General features: G+C 69.6%; 14 protein-coding genes. 2 read left to right on the top strand and 12 right to left on the bottom strand.

Translation table 11 applies throughout. From position 1 onward, the window contains the following. Window positions 1–39: 39 nt before the first annotated feature. The 9 genes from pssA to OG698_RS12485 all read right to left on the bottom strand — a co-directional run bounded on the left by pssA (window position 40) and on the right by OG698_RS12485 (window position 11,398). Window positions 40–894 (bottom strand): CDP-diacylglycerol--serine O-phosphatidyltransferase, encoded by an 855-nt coding sequence (gene pssA / locus OG698_RS12525; RefSeq protein ID WP_100591520.1) that lies wholly within the window; start codon window positions 892–894, stop codon window positions 40–42. Next, a complete protein-coding gene (locus tag OG698_RS12520; RefSeq protein WP_100591521.1) occupies window positions 881–1,537 on the bottom strand; it encodes a phosphatidylserine decarboxylase in 657 nt (218 codons plus the stop codon). The genes pssA and OG698_RS12520 overlap by 14 nt, the downstream gene beginning before the upstream one ends. Before the next feature lie 171 nt (window positions 1,538–1,708). Further along, window positions 1,709–2,914, bottom strand: coding sequence for an acyl-CoA dehydrogenase family protein (locus OG698_RS12515; protein WP_100591522.1), 1,206 nt, complete (start codon window positions 2,912–2,914; stop codon window positions 1,709–1,711). Window positions 2,915–2,916: 2 nt separating this feature from the next. Next, entirely contained in the window at window positions 2,917–3,429 is a 513-nt protein-coding gene (locus OG698_RS12510; protein WP_100591523.1) for a MaoC family dehydratase, read from the bottom strand. A 5-nt stretch (window positions 3,430–3,434) separates the two neighbouring features. Further along, complete coding sequence (locus OG698_RS12505; RefSeq protein WP_406103153.1) at window positions 3,435–4,400, bottom strand: HpcH/HpaI aldolase/citrate lyase family protein; 966 nt, start codon at window positions 4,398–4,400, stop codon at window positions 3,435–3,437. Next, entirely contained in the window at window positions 4,397–6,448 is a 2,052-nt protein-coding gene (locus OG698_RS12500) for a protein meaA (protein WP_406103152.1), read from the bottom strand. Before OG698_RS12500 ends, OG698_RS12505 begins: the two co-directional genes overlap by 4 nt. 21 nt (window positions 6,449–6,469) lie before the next feature. Next, entirely contained in the window at window positions 6,470–7,807 is a 1,338-nt protein-coding gene (gene ccrA / locus OG698_RS12495; RefSeq protein WP_399967950.1) for a crotonyl-CoA carboxylase/reductase, read from the bottom strand. Window positions 7,808–8,640: 833 nt separating this feature from the next. Further along, a complete protein-coding gene (locus OG698_RS12490) occupies window positions 8,641–9,465 on the bottom strand; it encodes a TetR family transcriptional regulator (protein WP_356271830.1) in 825 nt (274 codons plus the stop codon). Window positions 9,466–9,592: 127 nt separating this feature from the next. Further along, window positions 9,593–11,398, bottom strand: coding sequence for a 3-hydroxyacyl-CoA dehydrogenase family protein (locus OG698_RS12485; RefSeq protein ID WP_406103151.1), 1,806 nt, complete (start codon window positions 11,396–11,398; stop codon window positions 9,593–9,595). Between the two features lie 355 nt (window positions 11,399–11,753). Here OG698_RS12485 and OG698_RS12480 point away from each other — a divergent pair, with 355 nt between their 5' ends. Continuing rightward, complete coding sequence (locus OG698_RS12480) at window positions 11,754–12,329, top strand: adenylosuccinate lyase (protein ID WP_406103150.1); 576 nt, start codon at window positions 11,754–11,756, stop codon at window positions 12,327–12,329. 16 nt (window positions 12,330–12,345) lie between these two features. On the opposite strand, the gene OG698_RS12475 is transcribed toward OG698_RS12480, so the two are convergent. The 3 genes from OG698_RS12475 to OG698_RS12465 all read right to left on the bottom strand — a co-directional run bounded on the left by OG698_RS12475 (window position 12,346) and on the right by OG698_RS12465 (window position 15,731). Further along, on the bottom strand, window positions 12,346–12,915 hold the full coding sequence (locus tag OG698_RS12475) for a GNAT family N-acetyltransferase (protein WP_406103149.1): 570 nt from the start codon (window positions 12,913–12,915) through the stop codon (window positions 12,346–12,348). Window positions 12,916–12,974: 59 nt separating this feature from the next. Further along, window positions 12,975–14,549 (bottom strand): alpha/beta hydrolase, encoded by a 1,575-nt coding sequence (locus OG698_RS12470; protein WP_406103148.1) that lies wholly within the window; start codon window positions 14,547–14,549, stop codon window positions 12,975–12,977. Between the two features lie 135 nt (window positions 14,550–14,684). Then, window positions 14,685–15,731, bottom strand: a complete 1,047-nt coding sequence (locus OG698_RS12465; RefSeq protein ID WP_406103147.1) for an Rv2578c family radical SAM protein — start codon at window positions 15,729–15,731, stop codon at window positions 14,685–14,687. A 143-nt stretch (window positions 15,732–15,874) separates the two neighbouring features. Between OG698_RS12465 and OG698_RS12460 the strand changes: the two genes are divergently transcribed. Further along, window positions 15,875–16,318 carry an SRPBCC family protein gene (locus OG698_RS12460; RefSeq protein ID WP_326773396.1) on the top strand — a complete coding sequence of 148 codons (444 nt, stop codon included), beginning with the start codon at window positions 15,875–15,877 and terminating at the stop codon, window positions 16,316–16,318. Window positions 16,319–16,456 lie beyond the last annotated feature (138 nt).

Below are 16,456 nucleotides of genomic sequence, written 5' to 3'. Positions count from 1 at the left end.
ACCAAGCGGTTCGGGGCCCTTCGGCCGTACGGGTAAGGGTTACGGCAGCTGCGCGGCGCGTGCCTCGCGGCGGTTGTCCCGGAAGTTGTTCACCCTCCGGGCCGTCGCGAACAGCGGGATCACGGCGCCGAGGACCAGCTGGAGCGCGCAGCCGGTCTGGAGCAGCAGCTGGCCGCCGGGGGCGTCGAACGCCCAGGCCGCCAGGAGCCCCATCGCCGCCACGATCCATCCCAGCATCGCGACCGCGAGCGGACCGCGCGGCTTCGGGTACTCGACGCGGCTCACCATCAGCCAGGCCGTACCGATGATCGCGAGGACCGTGGCCACGAACGGGAGCTCGAGGAGCACGATCGACACGACCGTGAGCGCCCCGAAGGGGCTCGGCATGCCCTGGAAGGTGCCGTCCTTCACCGTCACGCACGAGAATCTCGCGAGCCTGAGCACGACGGCCAGGAGCACCACGATGGCGCCCACCGCCGCCACCCGCTGATGCGCGTCGTCCGCGACCATGCCGTACACGAGGACGAAGTACGCGGGCGCGAGGCCGAAGCTGATGAGGTCCGAGAGGTTGTCCAGCTCGGCGCCCATCGGCGACGAGCGGAGCTTGCGCGCCACCAGGCCGTCGAACAGGTCGAAGATCGCCGCGGCCAGCATCAGGATCACGGCCGTGGCCGCGCTGTGCCGGGCCATGCCCGATTCCTGGCTGCCCTGGAGGTGCGGGATCAGGATGCCGGTGGTGGTGAAGTACACCGCCATGAAGCCGCACGTGGCGTTACCGAGTGTGAGGGTGTCCGCTATCGACAGGCGCAGTGAAAGCGGCATTTCCTCCGCTTCGTCCGCCTCCTCGGCCTCGGGCACCCACCCGGCCTGCGTCTCTGGATCAGTCACGGTCAATGCGAGTCACCCCAGCCACGGTCTTCTGACCGACCTCGAGCGCGACCTCGACACCCTCGGGGAGGTAGATGTCGACGCGCGACCCGAAGCGGATCAGACCGATGCGCTCGCCCTGCTCGAGCTTGGTGCCCTGCGGGACGTACGGGACGATCCGGCGGGCGACCGCACCGGCGATCTGCACCATCTCGATGTCGCCGAGCTCGGTGTCGAAGTGCCAGACAACGCGCTCGTTGTTCTCGCTCTCCTTGTTGAACGCCGGGACGAACCCGCCGGGGATGTGCTCCACGGACGTCACCGTGCCCGCCAGTGGCGCGCGGTTGACGTGGACGTTCAGCGGGCTCATGAAGATCGCGACCCGGGTCCGCCCGTCCTTCCACGGCATGATGCTCTGCACCACGCCGTCGGCCGGGGAGATGACCCGGCCGGGGGCGATCTCACGCTCGGGGTCGCGGAAGAACCACAGCATGCCGGCCGCCAGAGCGGTGGCGGGTACGGCTACTGCGGCGGCCTTCTTGGAGCGACGCGAACGGGCCAGGCTCAGGGCGGCTGTGGCGACGGTCGGCAGGAGCCACGGCGATGCTCCGCGCGCAATGCGTCCACCCAGGACGCCGTCGCGTGGTGCAGAGGTTTGGCTGTGGGGCATGGATGACCTTCGTAGCGGATGATGCCGCGCTCTGTACGGGGGGACGGCGGCTTTCCGGGGATGCTATCGGTTGCGAGCCACAACTGGGCAAGCCAGGAAGCTGAGTCGGCGGCTGAAGAGTGCTGACAGGGTGTGATCTTCTTCTCGAACAAAACACCCTGTAGCGGACATTCAGCCCTGGAATCGATACTCCTCGAGCAGGCGGCGGCCAATGATCATTTTCTGGATCTCGGCGGTACCTTCACCGATCAGGAGCATCGGGGCCTCGCGGTAGAGACGCTCGATCTCGTACTCCTTGGAGAAGCCGTAGCCGCCGTGGATCCGGAAGGCGTCCTCGACCACTTCCTTGCAGTATTCGGAGGCGAGGTACTTCGCCATCCCTGCTTCGAGGTCGTTTCGTTCCCCGGAATCCTTTTTGCGTGCTGCGTTGACCATCATCGCATGGGCGGCCTCGACCTTGGTAGCCATCTCCGCGAGCTTGAACTGGATGGCCTGGTGCTGGGCGATGGGCTTGCCGAACGTGTGGCGTTGCTGGGCGTAGGAAACCCCCAGTTCAAACGCACGCTGCGCGACACCGCAGCCACGTGCCGCGACATTGACGCGGCCGACTTCCACTCCGTCCATCATTTGGTAAAACCCTCGGCCGGTCTCGCCGCCGAGTACCCGATTGGCCGGAATGCGTAGTCCGTCCATGATGAGTTCGGTCGTGTCGACGCCCTTGTAACCCATCTTGTCGATCTTCCCCGGAATGGTGAGGCCCGGGCGGACCTCTCCGAAGCCGGGCTCCTTCTCGACGAGGAAGGTCGTCATCGACTTGTGGGGCGCCGTGCCCTCCGGGTGTCCTTCGTCACTCTTGACCAGAACGGCCACCAGATTCGACGAGCCGCCGTTCGTCAGCCACATCTTCTGGCCGTTCAGGACGTACTCCTCGCCGTCCTTCACCGCCTTCGACGAGATCGCCGACACGTCCGAGCCGAGCGCCGGCTCCGACATCGAGAACGCGCCGCGCGTCTCGCCCAGCGCCATGCGCGGCAGGAAGTAGTCCTTCTGCTCCTGCGTGCCGTGCTGCTTGAGCATGTACGCCACGATGAAGTGCGTGTTGATGATGCCGGAGACCGACATCCAGCCGCGGGCGATCTCCTCGACGCACAGCGCGTACGTGAGAAGGGACTCGCCCAGACCCCCGTACTCCTCCGGGATCATCAGGCCGAACAGGCCCAACTCCTTGAGGCCGTCGACGATCTGCTGCGGGTACTCGTCGCGGTGCTCCAGCTCGGTGGCGACCGGGATGATCTCCTTGTCCACGAAGTCGCGGACGGTGGAGAGGATCTCCTGCTGGACGTCGGTGAGACCGGCGGTCTGGGCGAGTCGCGCCATGGCTACTTCTCCTGCTCCTTGAGCTGGGGGCGGCCGGGCTGCTCGCCGCCGCGCTCCTTGATGTACGTCTCGGTGGGGACCATCACCTTGCGGCGGAACACGCAGACCAGCGTGCCGTCCTGCTTGTAGCCCTTGGTCTCCACGTAGACGATCCCGCGGTCGTTCTTCGACTTCGACGGCGTCTTGTCGAGGACCGTGGTCTCGCCGTAGATCGTGTCGCCGTGGAAGGTCGGCGCGACATGGCGCAGCGACTCGATCTCGAGGTTCGCGATCGCCTTGCCCGACACGTCCGGGACCGACATGCCGAGGAGCAGCGAGTAGATGTAGTTCCCTACGACGACGTTCTTGCCGAAGTCCGTCGTGTTCTCCGCATAGTTCGTGTCCATGTGGAGCGGGTGGTGGTTCATCGTCAGGAGACAGAAGAGGTGGTCGTCGTACTCCGTGACGGTCTTTCCGGGCCAGTGCTTGTAGACCGCGCCGACCTCGAACTCTTCGTACGTGCGTCCGAACTGCATGGTGCTCAGGCCTCCGGAGCTTCGAACTTGGAGGTGCGCTGCATGCCCGCGGCGCGTCCCTTGCCGGAGATGACGAGGGCCATCTTGCGGCTGGCCTCGTCGATCATCTCGTCGCCCAGCATCGCCGAGCCCTTCTTGCCGCCGGCCTCGGACGTGTAGAAGTCGTACGCGTCCAGGATCAGCTCGGCGTGGTCGTAGTCCTCCTGCGAGGGCGAGAAGATCTCGTTCGCCGCGGCGACCTGGTCCGGGTGCAGCACCCACTTGCCGTCGAAACCGAGGGCCGCGGCGCGCTTCGCGACCGCCTTGTAGCCCTCCTGGTTGCGGATCTGCAGGTAGGGGCCGTCGATCGCCTGGAGGTTGTTGGCGCGGGCGGCCATCAGGATCTTCATCAGGATGTAGTGGTAGGCGTCGGCGTCGTAGCCGGGCGGCTGCTCGCCGACGACCAGGGACTTCATGTTGATGGAGGCCATGAAGTCGGCCGGGCCGAAGATGATCGTCTCGACGCGCGGCGAGGCCTGCGCGATCGCGTTGACGTTGTTGAGGCCCTGCGCGTTCTCGATCTGCGCCTCGATGCCGATCTTGCCGGTCTCGAAGCCCATCGTCTTCTCGATCTGCGTGAGCAGCAGGTCGAGCGCGACGATCTGCTGGGCGTCCTGGACCTTCGGCAGCATGATGCAGTCGAGGTTCTGGCCCGCGCCCTCGACGACCGTGACGACGTCGCGGTACGTCCACTCGGTCGTCCAGTCGTTCACACGCACCACACGCGTCTTGCCCGTCCAGTCGCCCTCGTTGAGGAACTTGACGATGGTGTGCCGTGCCTCCGGCTTGGCGAGCGGCGCGCAGGCGTCCTCCAGGTCCAGGAAGACCTGGTCGGCGGGCAGACCCTGGGCCTTCTCCAGGAAGCGCGGGTTCGATCCCGGGACCGCGAGACACGAGCGGCGGGGACGGAGACGGTTGATGGGCGCGGTCATGCGGGGACCTCCAGAGGGTCGAGCTTGTTCGCTTGCCGGATCTCGTCGACGATACGTCCGATGATCTCCGTGATGCCGAAGTCCTTGGGGGTGAAGACGGCGGCCACGCCCGCGCGCTTCAGGTCCTCGGCATCGCCGTTGGGAATGATGCCGCCGACGATCACGGGGATGTCGGCGGCGCCCGCCTCGCGCAGCCGGTCGAGGACGTCGGGCACCAGCGCGGCGTGCGACCCGGAGAGGATCGACAGGCCGACGCAGTGCACGTCCTCGGCGAGCGCGGCGGACACGATCTGTTCGGGCGTGAGCCTGATGCCCTGGTAGACCACCTCGAAGCCCGCGTCACGGGCGCGTACGGCGATCTGCTCGGCGCCGTTCGAGTGCCCGTCGAGGCCCGGCTTGCCGACCAGGAGGCGCAGCTTGCCCGAGCCGAGGTCCTCGGCCGTACGGGTCACCTTGCGGCGCACCTCCGCGAGCGGCGTGCCCTCCTCGGCGGTGACGGCGACGGGCGCCGACGAGACGCCCGTGGGGGCGCGGAACTCGCCGAACACCTCGCGCAGCGCCTGCGACCACTCGCCCGTGGTGACACCCGCGCGGGCGCATTCGAGCGTGGCTTCCATCAGGTTCTCGGTGCCGGCCGCGGCCTCCTTCAGGCGCTCCACGGCCTGCTGGGTGGTCGGGTAGTGGTACGGGTCGCCCATGCCCTGCCGGTCGCTCGACTCCTGGCGCGTGGTGCGCCACTCGTCGATGGCCCGCACGACCCGCGACTCGACCTGGTGATCCACCGTCATGATCGCGGCGTCCAGGTCGGCGGTGAGCGGGTTCGGCTCGGTCGACTCGTGGATGTTCACGCCGACGATCTTCTCCTCGCCGCCCTCGATCCGCGCCCGGCGCTCGGCGTGCGAGGAGACGAGCTGCGACTTGAGGTAGCCGGACTCGACGGCGGCCATCGCGCCGCCCATCTCCTGGATCCGCTCGATCTCGGCGAACGAGTCGGCGACGAGCTCGTCGACCTTCTTCTCGATGACGTGCGATCCCGCGAAGATGTCCTCGTACTCCAGCAGGTCGCTCTCGTGCGCGAGGACCTGCTGGATGCGCAGGGACCACTGCTGGTCCCAGGGGCGGGGCAGGCCGAGCGCCTCGTTCCAGGCAGGGAGCTGGACGGCGCGGGCGCGGGCGTCCTTGGACAGCGTCACGGCCAGCATCTCCAGGACGATGCGCTGGACGTTGTTCTCCGGCTGCGCCTCGGTCAGGCCCAGGGAGTTGACCTGGACGCCGTAGCGGAAGCGGCGCTGCTTCGCGTTCTCGATGCCGTACCGCTCGCGTGTGATCTGATCCCAGATCCGCCCGAACGCCCGCATCTTGCACATCTCCTCGATGAAGCGGACACCCGCGTTCACGAAGAAGGAGATGCGGGCCACGACGTCCCCGAACTTCTCGGCGGGGACCTGCCCTGAGTCGCGTACGGCATCGAGAACGGCGATGGCGGTGGACATCGCGTACGCGATCTCCTGGACCGGTGTGGCCCCCGCCTCCTGGAGGTGGTAGCTGCAGATGTTGATCGGGTTCCACTTCGGCATGTGCCGGACCGTGTACGCGATCATGTCCGTCGTCAGCCGCAGGGAGGGAACCGGCGGGAACACGTGCGTGCCCCGCGACAGGTACTCCTTGACGATGTCGTTCTGCGTCGTGCCCTGGAGCTGGGTGATGTCCGCGCCCTGCTCCTCGGCGACGACCTGGTAGAGCGCCAGGAGCCACATGGCGGTGGCGTTGATGGTCATCGAGGTGTTCATCTGCTCCAGGGGGATGTCCTGGAACAGCCGGCGCATGTCACCGAGGTGCGAGACCGGCACCCCGACCCGGCCGACCTCGCCGCGGGCGAGGATGTGGTCCGGGTCGTAGCCGGTCTGCGTCGGCAGGTCGAAAGCGACCGACAGACCCGTCTGGCCCTTGGCGAGATTGCGCCGGTACAGCTCGTTGGACGCCTCAGCCGTCGAGTGCCCGGCGTACGTGCGCATCAGCCACGGCCGGTCCTTCTGGCGCTCAGTCATGTTCCGCTACTCCTTGGGGATTCAGATGTTGCGGAAGCGGTTGATGGCGTCGAGGTGCTGGGCGCGCAGTTCCTGGTCGCGGACGCCCAGGCCCTCCTTCGGGGCCAGCGCGAGGACGCCGACCTTGCCCTGGTGGAGGTTGCGGTGCACGTCGTAGGCGGCCTGGCCGGTGTCCTCGAGGGAGTACACCTTCGAGAGCGTCGGGTGGATCTTGCCCTTGGCGACCAGGCGGTTGGCCTCCCACGCCTCGCGGTAGTTGGCGAAGTGCGAGCCCACGATCTTCTTGAGGGACATCCACAGGTAGCGGTTGTCGTACTCGTGGTTGTAGCCGGACGTCGAGGCGCAGGTGACGATCGTGCCGCCCTTGCGGGTCACGTAGACCGAGGCGCCGAAGGTCTCGCGGCCCGGGTGCTCGAAGACGATGTCGACGTCCTCGCCGCCGGTGAGCTCACGGATGCGCTTGCCGAAGCGCTTCCACTCCTTCGGGTCCTGGTTGTGCTCGTCCTTCCAGAACTTGTAGCCCTCGGCGTTGCGGTCGATGACCGCTTCGGCGCCCATGGCCTCGCAGATGGCGGCCTTCTCCGGGCTGGAGACGACACAGATCGGGTTGGCGCCGCCGGCCAGCGCGAACTGGGTGGCGTACGAGCCGAGTCCGCCGCTGGCGCCCCAGATCAGGACGTTGTCGCCCTGCTTCATGCCGGCGCCGTTGCGCGAGACGAGCTGGCGGTACGCGGTGGAGTTCACCAGGCCGGGGGCCGCGGCCTCTTCCCAGCTCAGGTGGTCCGGCTTCGGCATCAGCTGGTTGGACTTGACGAGCGCGATCTCGGCGAGACCGCCGAAGTTCGTCTCGAAGCCCCAGATGCGCTGCTCGGGGTCGAGCATGGTGTCGTTGTGGCCGTCCGAGGACTCCAGCTCGACGGAGAGGCAGTGCGCGACGACCTCGTCGCCGGGGTTCCAGGCGTTGACGCCGGGACCGGTGCGCAGCACGACGCCCGCGAGGTCGGAACCGATGATGTGGTACGGCAGGTCGTGGCGCTTGCTGAGCTCCGACAGGCGTCCGTAGCGCTCCAGGAAGCTGAAGGTGGACACCGGCTCGAAGATCGAGGTCCAGACCGAGTTGTAGTTCACGGAGCTGGCCATGACGGCCACGAGCGCCTCGCCCGGGCCGAGTTCGGGGACCGGCACGTCGTCCAGGTGAATCGACTTGCGGGGGTCCTTGTCCCGGGTGTCGAGGCCGGCGAACATCTCCGTCTCGTCTTTGTGCACGGTGATGGCGCGGTACGACTCGGGGAGCGGCAGAGCGGCGAAGTCGGCGGAGGTCGACTCCGGCGACTGAATCGCGTCCAGGATTTCCTTCACGATGTTGCCTCCGGCGATGCGTCCTAGGGGGACGTTGAGGGTTCCGTCGGGGTGGAGTGCTGCTGTGTGGGTGGAGAGGTGCCGTCGGTTCGGCGGGGTGTTGCTACGGCAGCGCTTGGTCGGCGCGAGAGGTTTGCCTGTGACGCAGGCGCCCGGGCGCGCTCGCCACGGATTGGGGTGGCTTGCGGGGACAGCCGACGTACGGAAGTTCTCTGCACGCCGGCCGCCCGGACACCTTCAACGTATGGCACCGCGTGCCAGTCGGCAAGACACTGGGTGCCACAAGTTTTTGAGCGATGATCGATCAGTGCAGGTCAGGGGTGGTGCGACTCGATGGCACCGGAGGCCGGCGGCGGCTCCGGCCTGCGCCTCAGAGGCCCCGGAGGGGGTCCACAGGGGCCTCCTGGGGGCCCGCGATGCGGGCGAGGCGGAGCGGTGGGGGCGGCGTGCGGATCGCACACGTGCGGCCGGGCGGGGCCTCGGCCCAGTGCGGTGGGGAGAGTGCCGCCGTCCACCGGAAGCCGGGTGCGCAGATCGCGCCGGACGGCCGGCGGGGGGCGCTCTCCGGGCGGGAGGCCGCGCCGGAGAGCGCGGCGCGTCCCGGTTTTCTCGATGAGGCGTCAACAGGCCCCAGGGCCAGCACAGTTCATGCAGTGCCGGCGGAGCCGCTAGGGGGTGTCCGGCGGATCATGGCCGGGGTCGCGACGCCTGACACGGCACCTCGCCGCGTTGCTGAAACGTCCGAACAGCTCCGCTATCAGGACGCTCCGGCGCCTTGCGACGCACCGCGCCAGGCGCGGCGACCTGTCCGACCCTGATCCGCCGGAAACCCCCTAGCCGCGTTCCCGCAGCGCCTTCTCGATCGTTCCCATGATCTCGTCCAGCGGCGCGTCCGTGCGCGCCACGGTGACCAGTACGTCGCCACCCGTGGACACGGAGGCCGCCGGAGCGGTGGCGGTGTCCCGGCCCGCCCCGATGCCCGTACCGAACGTCTTGCGGACGATCGCGAAGGCGTGGTCGAGCTGGTTCTCCACGTCGCCCTGGCCGCCGGCCCGCAGCCAGCGCCGCAGCACGTGGTTGTGGGCGGTGACGACGGCGGACGCGGCGACCTCGGCGAGCAGCGGGTCGTCATTGCCGTGCTGGTGGGCGTGCTCGTCGAAGTGGCCCAGGAGATAGCGGGTGAAAAGCCGCTCGTAGCGGGCCACCGAGGCGATCTCGCGCTCGCGCAGGGTGGGTACCTCGCGCGTGAGGCGGTAGCGCTCCACGGACACGGCGGGCGACGCCGCGTACATCTTCATGACTTCCTTGATGCCGCGGCACACCGTGTCGAGCGGATGCTCGTGCGCGGGCGCCGCGTTGAGGACCGCCTCCGCCCGGATCAGGGTGTCGTCGTGGTCCGGGAAGATCGCCTCTTCCTTGGAGCGGAAGTGGCGGAAGAAGGTCCGCCGTGCCACACCCGCCGCGGCCGCGATCTCGTCGACCGTCGTGGCCTCGTAGCCCTTGGTCGCGAAGAGTTCCATCGCCGCGGCCGCCAGCTCCCGGCGCATCTTGAGCCGCTGGGCTGCGGCACGGGAGCCCGCGGCGCTCTCAGGAGCGTCGGGCGTGGGCGTCGTTCGGGAGGACTTGGCGGCCTTGGACATGCCATGAACGTACTGCATATGCGCGGTGGCGTGCGCCCGAGCGGGGTTCCCCCCGCCCGGGTCACGGACGGGGGGAGCGAGACCGGGCGGCCGGAGCAGGCCGCCCCAGTCGGTGGGTCGTCCGGTGCCGCTGCCCGTGGGCTGGTCAGCGCCGGGCATATTCGCGGAAGCCGCGGCCGGTCTTGCGGCCGAGGCAGCCCGCGGCCACCAGGTGCTCGAGCAGAGGCGCGGGGGCCAGGCCCGGGTCGCGGAACTCGCGGTGCAGGACCTTCTCGATGGCCAGCGAGACATCGAGGCCGACCACGTCCAGGAGCTCGAAGGGCCCCATCGGGTAGCCGCCGCCGAGCCTCATCGCGGCGTCGATGTCGTCGAGCGTCGCGTAGTGCTCCTGCACCATCTTGATCGCGTTGTTCAGGTACGGGAACAGCAGGGCGTTCACGATGAAGCCCGCGCGGTCGCCGCAGTCCACCGGGTGCTTGCGGATCTTCGTGCACACCTCACGGACGGTGGCGTGCACGTCGTCGCCGGTCAGCACGGTCCGCACGACCTCGACGAGCTTCATCGCGGGCGCCGGGTTGAAGAAGTGCATGCCGATGACGTCCTGCGGGCGCGAGGTCGCGCGGGCGCAGGCCACGACGGGCAGCGACGAGGTCGTCGTGGCGAGGACCGCGCCCGGCTTGCACACCTTGTCGAGCGTGCCGAACAGCTGCTGCTTGATCTCCAGGTCCTCGGCGACGGCTTCGAGCGCCAGGTCGACGTCCGAGAAGGCGTCGTACGAACCCGCCGGAGTGATCCGGTCCAGGGTCTGCGCCGCCGCCTCCGCGGTCATGCGGCCCTTGTCGACAGAGCGCGAAAGAGACTTGCCGATACGGGACTTGGCCTTCTCGGCCTTCTCTTCGCTGCGGGCGGCGAGCACCACGTCGTAGCCCGCCTTCGCGAAGACCTCCGCGATACCGGACGCCATGGTCCCGGAGCCCGCGACGCCGACCGAGCGGATGGTGCGCGCGCCGTCCACGACCTCGCCCGCGAGCGGGGTGAGCGCGTCCCGCACGACCTCGGAGCTGCCCGGCTCCGCGTACGTGTAGAAGCCGCGCCCCGACTTGCGGCCGGTCAGACCCGCCTCGCTGAGCTGCTTGAGGACGGGCGCCGGTGCGTGCAGGCGGTCGTGGGACTCGGCGTACATGGCGTCGAGGACCGTGCGCGCCGTGTCGATGCCGATGAGGTCGAGCAGCGCGAGGGGGCCCATGGGCAGGCCGCAGCCCAGCTTCATCGCGGCGTCGATGTCCTCGCGGGAGGCGTACTTCGCCTCGTACATGGCGGCGGCCTGGTTGAGGTAGCCGAACAGCAGGCCGTCGGCGACGAAGCCGGGCCGGTCGCCCACCGCGACGGGCTCCTTGCCGAGTTCGATGGCGAGGTCCGTGACCGCGGCGACGGCCGTGGGCGCGGTGAGCACCGACGAGACCACCTCGACGAGCTTCATCGCGGGCGCCGGGTTGAAGAAGTGCAGCCCGAGGACCCGCTCCGGGCGGGCCGAGTCGGCAGCGAGCCGCGTCACGGACAGGGCGTTCGTGCCGGTCGCGAGGATCGTCTCCGGCCGCACCACGGCGTCGAGGTCCTGGAAGATCTGCTGCTTGATCTCGTACGACTCGGGGGCCACCTCGATGACGAGGTCGGCGTCGGCCGCGGCTTGGAGGTCCGTGAAGGTGCGGAAGCGGGCGAGGACGTCCCGCCGCTCGTCCTCGGTGAGGCGCTCGCGGCGCACGGCACGCGCCGTCGAGGCCTCGAGCGCGGCGACGGCCTGCGCGGCCGCGGCCTCGCTGATGTCGATGCCGATGACCTCACGGCCGGCGCGGGCGAGCACCTCGGCGATGCCGGTGCCCATCGTGCCGAGACCGACGACCGCGACGGTCGGGAGGGTGGCCGGGGAAGCGGGGGACAGAGGAGCGTCCATCTGAGGACTCCAGGAGGGAGGAGTGACGACTGAGGGGCACAAGCGGATACGCCTACGGGCGTACGGAGTGCGGGGGATTCGAGTCCGGACGCGACGCACACAGGCGTCCGGTGAACCGTGAGATGGAGATCCGGCGGGGCTCTGTCCCGGAGCCGCGCCGTACTGCGGTACCTGAGGCACCGAACCGACTGACACTCTCGGCGGCTGCGTCACCAGGCCGCCAGGAGTGGGGTGCGGGGAGTGTGCCCCGCTCAATTGAGGTTAACCGGCGAGTAACGAGCGCGCCAGCCCTCAGCGTTCATCAGTCTCTGTGATCTACGCCGCCGCGACCCGAGGCCTGTCTACGCTGGACCGCATGGACGAAGAGTTGCGATCGGTGACGGAGCGCTTACGGGCCGAGTCGGGCGCCTCCCCGCTGTTCGACCGGATCGCGGCGACCGGCGACCTCGACGAGCTCGCGGCCGTGCTGACCGAGCCCGGGCAGCCGCTGTGGGCGCGTGAGCTGGCCGCGTACCGCCTCGGAGTGGCCGGGGACCGCCGGGCCTTCGAGGCGCTCGTCCTGCTCCTCAACCACCGCGACCCGGCACGCTGTGCCACCGCCGCGCACGCCCTGGCCGCGCTCCGCGACCCGCGCACCGCGCGCGCGGCCGCGGCTCTCGCGACGAACGAGCTGCGGGTCGCGTACGCGCTGCACCCGGTGCGGCTCCTGGCCGCGCTGCGCGCTCCCGAGTCCGCGCCCGCGCTGATCACCACCCTGGAGCGGCGCCTCGGCCCCCGCGATCCGTACCGCGCGGTGGCGCTCGCGTGCGTGGAGGGGCTCGGCGGCCTCGGGGACGCCCGCGCCCGTCCGGCCCTGACCGCGGCCCTCGCCCACCCGGCGCTCGCGGAGGCCGCGGTGCGCGCGCTCGCGCGACTGCCCGAACAGCGTTAGGGCTGAAGCCCGGGCATCAGCGGCGGACAGCGCGCGCGTAGCGCACTTCCGGTACGGCTTCCCCGTCCACCTCGAACGGCTCCTCGGCGCCGTCCGGGGTGAACCCGGCGCGCTCGTAGAACCTGCGGGCGCGGGCGTTGCCCTTGAGTACCCACAGTCGTATCCGCTCGTAGCCCGCGTCGGCGCAGCGGTCCAGGCAGGTGTCCAGGAGGGTGCGGCCCACGCCGGTGGACAGCTGCCCGTCGTGCACGTAGATCGCGTACAACTCGGCTTCCCCGGGCGGGAGATCGTCGTCGCGGGACGGGCCGTGGCAGGCCCAGCCGACGAGGTCGCCGGCGCGCTCCGCGACCACGTTCACCACCGACGAACCGGCCTGCGCGAGACGCTCGCGGCTGCGCGCCGCGTCTTCCTCGATGCTCAGCGCGGCCAGATAGGACGCCGGCATCAGGCCCGCGTACGCCGTCCGCCAGCCGCGGATCCGGATCCCCGCCACCGCCTCGCAGTCGGCGTCGGCCATGTCCCGGACGTGGATGTCCACCGCCGGGACCGCGGCAGGGGCGGTGTCGTGGATTCGAGGGGTGCTCATGCGCCCATCGTGACCCGGCGGACACCGCCCCGGCCAGGGTGTGCATCACAGGGAGCTGCTCAGCCGCGGAAGCCCATCAGCCCGTGCAGACGAACGCCGCGTGACGGGGGCGGACCAGCGGCGCCCCTCTTCGTGAGCGGTTTCGGGTCCGGCAGCTTCTTGCATGTCGCGTCGGCCTCGCCGCTGCCGTGCGGCACCTTCCCGCTCCGCAGATAGTCGGCCAGGTACCGGTCCAGGCAGGCGTTCCCGCTCAGGCTGACGCCGTGGTTCTGACCGCCCTGCTCGACCACCAGGCTGGAGCCGCGCAGCTCGCGGTGGACGGCGACCCCGCCCTCGTAGGGCGTGGCGCCGTCTTCGGTGGCCTGGAGGAGCAGCGTCGGCGGCAGTTCGTCGTTGGACACGTCCGTCGGGGTCAGCGGACTCGTCGGCCAGAACGCGCACGGCGCGTTGTACCAGGCGTTGTTCCAGGTCGAGAAGGGTGCCTTCTCGTACACCTGCCAGTTGTCGTCGCGCCACTGGTTCCAGTCGCGCGGCCACCCGGCGTCGCGGCACTGCACGGCCGTGTAGACGCTGTAGCCGTTGACGCCCGAGGCGTCGACGGCGCCGAACTCCTTGTACGCCTTGACGAGCGGGGCCGGGTCCTTGTCCTTCACGTACGCCGCGAACGCCTGGGCCAGATAAGGCCAGTAGCCGTTGTAGTAGCCGCCCGGCAGGAAGGTGTCCTCCAGTTCGGCGGCCCCGACCTTCTTGCCCGCCGGCTTCTTCTGCACGGCGTCGCGCATCGCGTACCACTCGGCCTCGACCTTCGCCGGGTCCTTGCCGAGCCTGTACGTCGCGTCGTGCCGCGCGACCCAGGCGAGGAACGCCTGGTGGCGGGCGTTGAACGCGTGGTCCTGCCCCAGGTTGTCGTCGTACCAGACACCGCCCGGGTCGACGATCGAGTCGAGCACCAGGCGGCGCACGCGCTGCGGGTAGAGCTTGGCGTAGACGGCGCCCAGGTAGGTGCCGTACGAGTAGCCGAAGTAGTTGAGCTGCTGCGCGCCGAGCGCCGCGCGGATCGCGTCCAAGTCCCTGGCGGCGCTCACCGTGTCGAGGTACGGGAGCACGTCCGCGTACTTGGTGGTGCACGCCTTCGCGAACGCCTGCGCGCGGTCGAGGTTGGCGCGCTCGATCGCCGGGGCGGACGGCACGCTGGGCGGGCGCACGGTGGCGAAGTGCTTGGGCCGGCAGTTCAGGGCCGGTTTGCTCTTGCCGACGCCGCGCGGGTCGAAGCCCACGACGTCGTACTGGGCGGAGACGCTCTTCGGCAGCGCGTGTGCCACGAAGCCCGCCAGCGTCAGGCCGCTGCCGCCGGGGCCGCCGGGGTTCACCAGGAGCGGGCCCTGCGACGTCTTCGCGGTGTGCCGGACCCGGGACAGGGCGAGCGTGATCTGCTCGCCGCCGGGGCGGTCGTGATCGAGCGGCACCCGCACCGAGGAGCACTGGAGCGTCGGGTATTTCTTGGTGGCGCAGTCCTTCCAGGTGAGGGCTGCGCGCTGGACGGAAAGGGTCGGGGCTGCGGCGGCCGGAGCCGCGGCGAGCATGCCGGCCACCATCGTGGCGGCGCCGCACACGGCGGCTACGCGTTTCTTCATCGGGCCTCCCAGGACGGAGGGTTCGGGGCCGCGAGCGCGCGGCCCCCGCGGCATGGTCCCCGAATCCATGCCGGGAGCGTCCTGTTCTATGCAGAGTTGACCCGATTGGCGTGTACGTGTCCGGGAGGAGCGCGATCAGAGAAGCGTGAGCTGGGTGGCCGCGGGGGCGGGCTCCGGTTCCTGGCGTGTGCGCAGCCGTCGCGGGGCCTCCGCGCGCGAGGGGCCGATGCCGAACTCCTCGGCCAGTTCGTGCACCTGACGGGTAATCCGGCGCTGGTACCACTTCGGGGCGTACGCGCCTTCCGCGTACAGCCGCTCGTAGCGCCGCACGAGGTGCGGGTGGTGGTGGCCGAGCCAGGACATGAACCACTCGCGCGCCCCGGGCCGCAGATGCAGCACGAGCGGCGTCACGGAGGTAGCCCCGGCCGCCGCGACGGCCCGTACGGTCTCCCGCAACTGCCCGGGGTGGTCGCCCAGGAACGGGATCACGGGGGCCATCAGGACCCCGCAGCCGATGCCGGCCTCGCCGAGGGCGCGGACGACGTCGAGGCGCCGCTCCGGCGCGGGGGTGCCCGGCTCGACCGTGCGCCACAGCTCGCGGTCGACGAAGCCGACGGACACGGAGACGCCGACGTCGGTGACCTCGGCGGCCTGCCGCAGCAGGTCGAGGTCGCGCAGGATCAGCGTGCCCTTCGTGAGGATCGAGAACGGGTTCGCGTAGTCCCTGAGCGCCTCGATGATCCCCGGCATCAGCCGGTAGCGCCCCTCCGCGCGCTGGTAGCAGTCCACGTTCGTGCCCATCGCGATGTGCTCGCCGTGCCAGCGGCGCGAGGCCAGGTGGCGGCGCAGCAGCTCCGGCGCGTTCACCTTCACGACGATCTGGCTGTCGAAGCCGAGGCCCGTGTCGAGGTCCAGATAGCTGTGCGTCTTGCGGGCGAAGCAGTAGACACACGCGTGCGTGCATCCCCGGTACGGGTTGACCGTCCACTCGAACGGCATGCGGGAGGCGCCGGGCACGCGGTTCACGATCGACCTGGCCCGGATCTCGTGGAAGGTGACGCCCGCGAATTCAGGCGTGTCGAGCGTGCGGGTGATCACGCTCTCCGCGCCGAAGAGCGCGGCGTCCGTGACCTTCCCTGTCGGGATTTCGGCCGGATTCTCCGTGAGGTTCTCCCAGCGCATGACGCCTCCTAGCTAGCACTGGGCACAGAATAGAACACATGTTCCCTTGATCGTGCGACCCCGATTTTGGTGGCCACCCAGGAGGGTGGTTGGCTTGGGCCCCCTCTCGAACACCGAGAACACCGACTGCTGGAGGAAGTGCCATGGCGCAGGTCGAGGCCATCACGGAGCGGGTCATCGCCGCCAAGCCGGACGACGTATTCGACGCGCTCGCCGACTACAGCGGCACGCGCGCGAAGCTGCTGCCCGAGCACTTCAGCGAGTACGAGGTCCGCGAGGGCGGTGACGGCGAGGGCACGCTCGTCCACTGGAAGCTCCAGGCCACCAGCAAGCGGGTCCGCGACTGCCTCCTCGAGGTCAGTGAGCCCACCGACGGCGAGCTCGTCGAGAAGGACCGCAACTCCTCGATGGTCACCACCTGGCGAGTGACCCCGTCCGGCGAGGGCGCCTCGCGCGTCGTCGTCAGCACCGTGTGGAACGGCGCGGGCGGCATCGGCGGCTTCTTCGAGAAGACCTTCGCCCCCAAGGGCCTCGGCCGCATCTACGACGCCGTCCTCGCGAAGCTCGCCGCCGAGGTGGAGAAGTAGCCCCGATGTAGTACCCCGATGTAGTGCTCACCGTTTCGAGTGGTTTTCCGTTCGCGCGCGGTTGTACGCCGTAGGGCTCCCACCGGCGCATTCGCGCCTGGAGCCCGCCGGAGCCGCCGCTCGTCGCGCTTGCCCGCA

It is taken from the genome of Streptomyces sp. NBC_01003 (assembly GCF_045162695.1).
Lineage (GTDB): Bacteria > Actinomycetota > Actinomycetes > Streptomycetales > Streptomycetaceae > Streptomyces.
The sequence above is the reverse complement of the archived record's forward strand: the minus strand, read 5'-3'. Positions and strand labels throughout refer to the sequence as shown.

Coding starts and splice junctions, on each gene's coding strand:
- OG698_RS12500 (WP_406103152.1), bottom strand. CDS start 6,448: ATGACTGAGCGCCAGAAGGACCGGCCGTGGCTGATGCGCACGTACGCC.
- OG698_RS12470 (WP_406103148.1), bottom strand. CDS start 14,549: ATGAAGAAACGCGTAGCCGCCGTGTGCGGCGCCGCCACGATGGTGGCC.
- OG698_RS12465 (WP_406103147.1), bottom strand. CDS start 15,731: ATGCGCTGGGAGAACCTCACGGAGAATCCGGCCGAAATCCCGACAGGG.
- OG698_RS12485 (WP_406103151.1), bottom strand. CDS start 11,398: ATGGACGCTCCTCTGTCCCCCGCTTCCCCGGCCACCCTCCCGACCGTC.
- OG698_RS12475 (WP_406103149.1), bottom strand. CDS start 12,915: ATGAGCACCCCTCGAATCCACGACACCGCCCCTGCCGCGGTCCCGGCG.
- OG698_RS12520 (WP_100591521.1), bottom strand. CDS start 1,537: ATGCCCCACAGCCAAACCTCTGCACCACGCGACGGCGTCCTGGGTGGA.
- OG698_RS12480 (WP_406103150.1), top strand. CDS start 11,754: ATGGACGAAGAGTTGCGATCGGTGACGGAGCGCTTACGGGCCGAGTCG.
- OG698_RS12460 (WP_326773396.1), top strand. CDS start 15,875: ATGGCGCAGGTCGAGGCCATCACGGAGCGGGTCATCGCCGCCAAGCCG.
- OG698_RS12505 (WP_406103153.1), bottom strand. CDS start 4,400: ATGACCGCGCCCATCAACCGTCTCCGTCCCCGCCGCTCGTGTCTCGCG.
- OG698_RS12490 (WP_356271830.1), bottom strand. CDS start 9,465: ATGCAGTACGTTCATGGCATGTCCAAGGCCGCCAAGTCCTCCCGAACG.
- OG698_RS12515 (WP_100591522.1), bottom strand. CDS start 2,914: ATGGCGCGACTCGCCCAGACCGCCGGTCTCACCGACGTCCAGCAGGAG.
- OG698_RS12510 (WP_100591523.1), bottom strand. CDS start 3,429: ATGCAGTTCGGACGCACGTACGAAGAGTTCGAGGTCGGCGCGGTCTAC.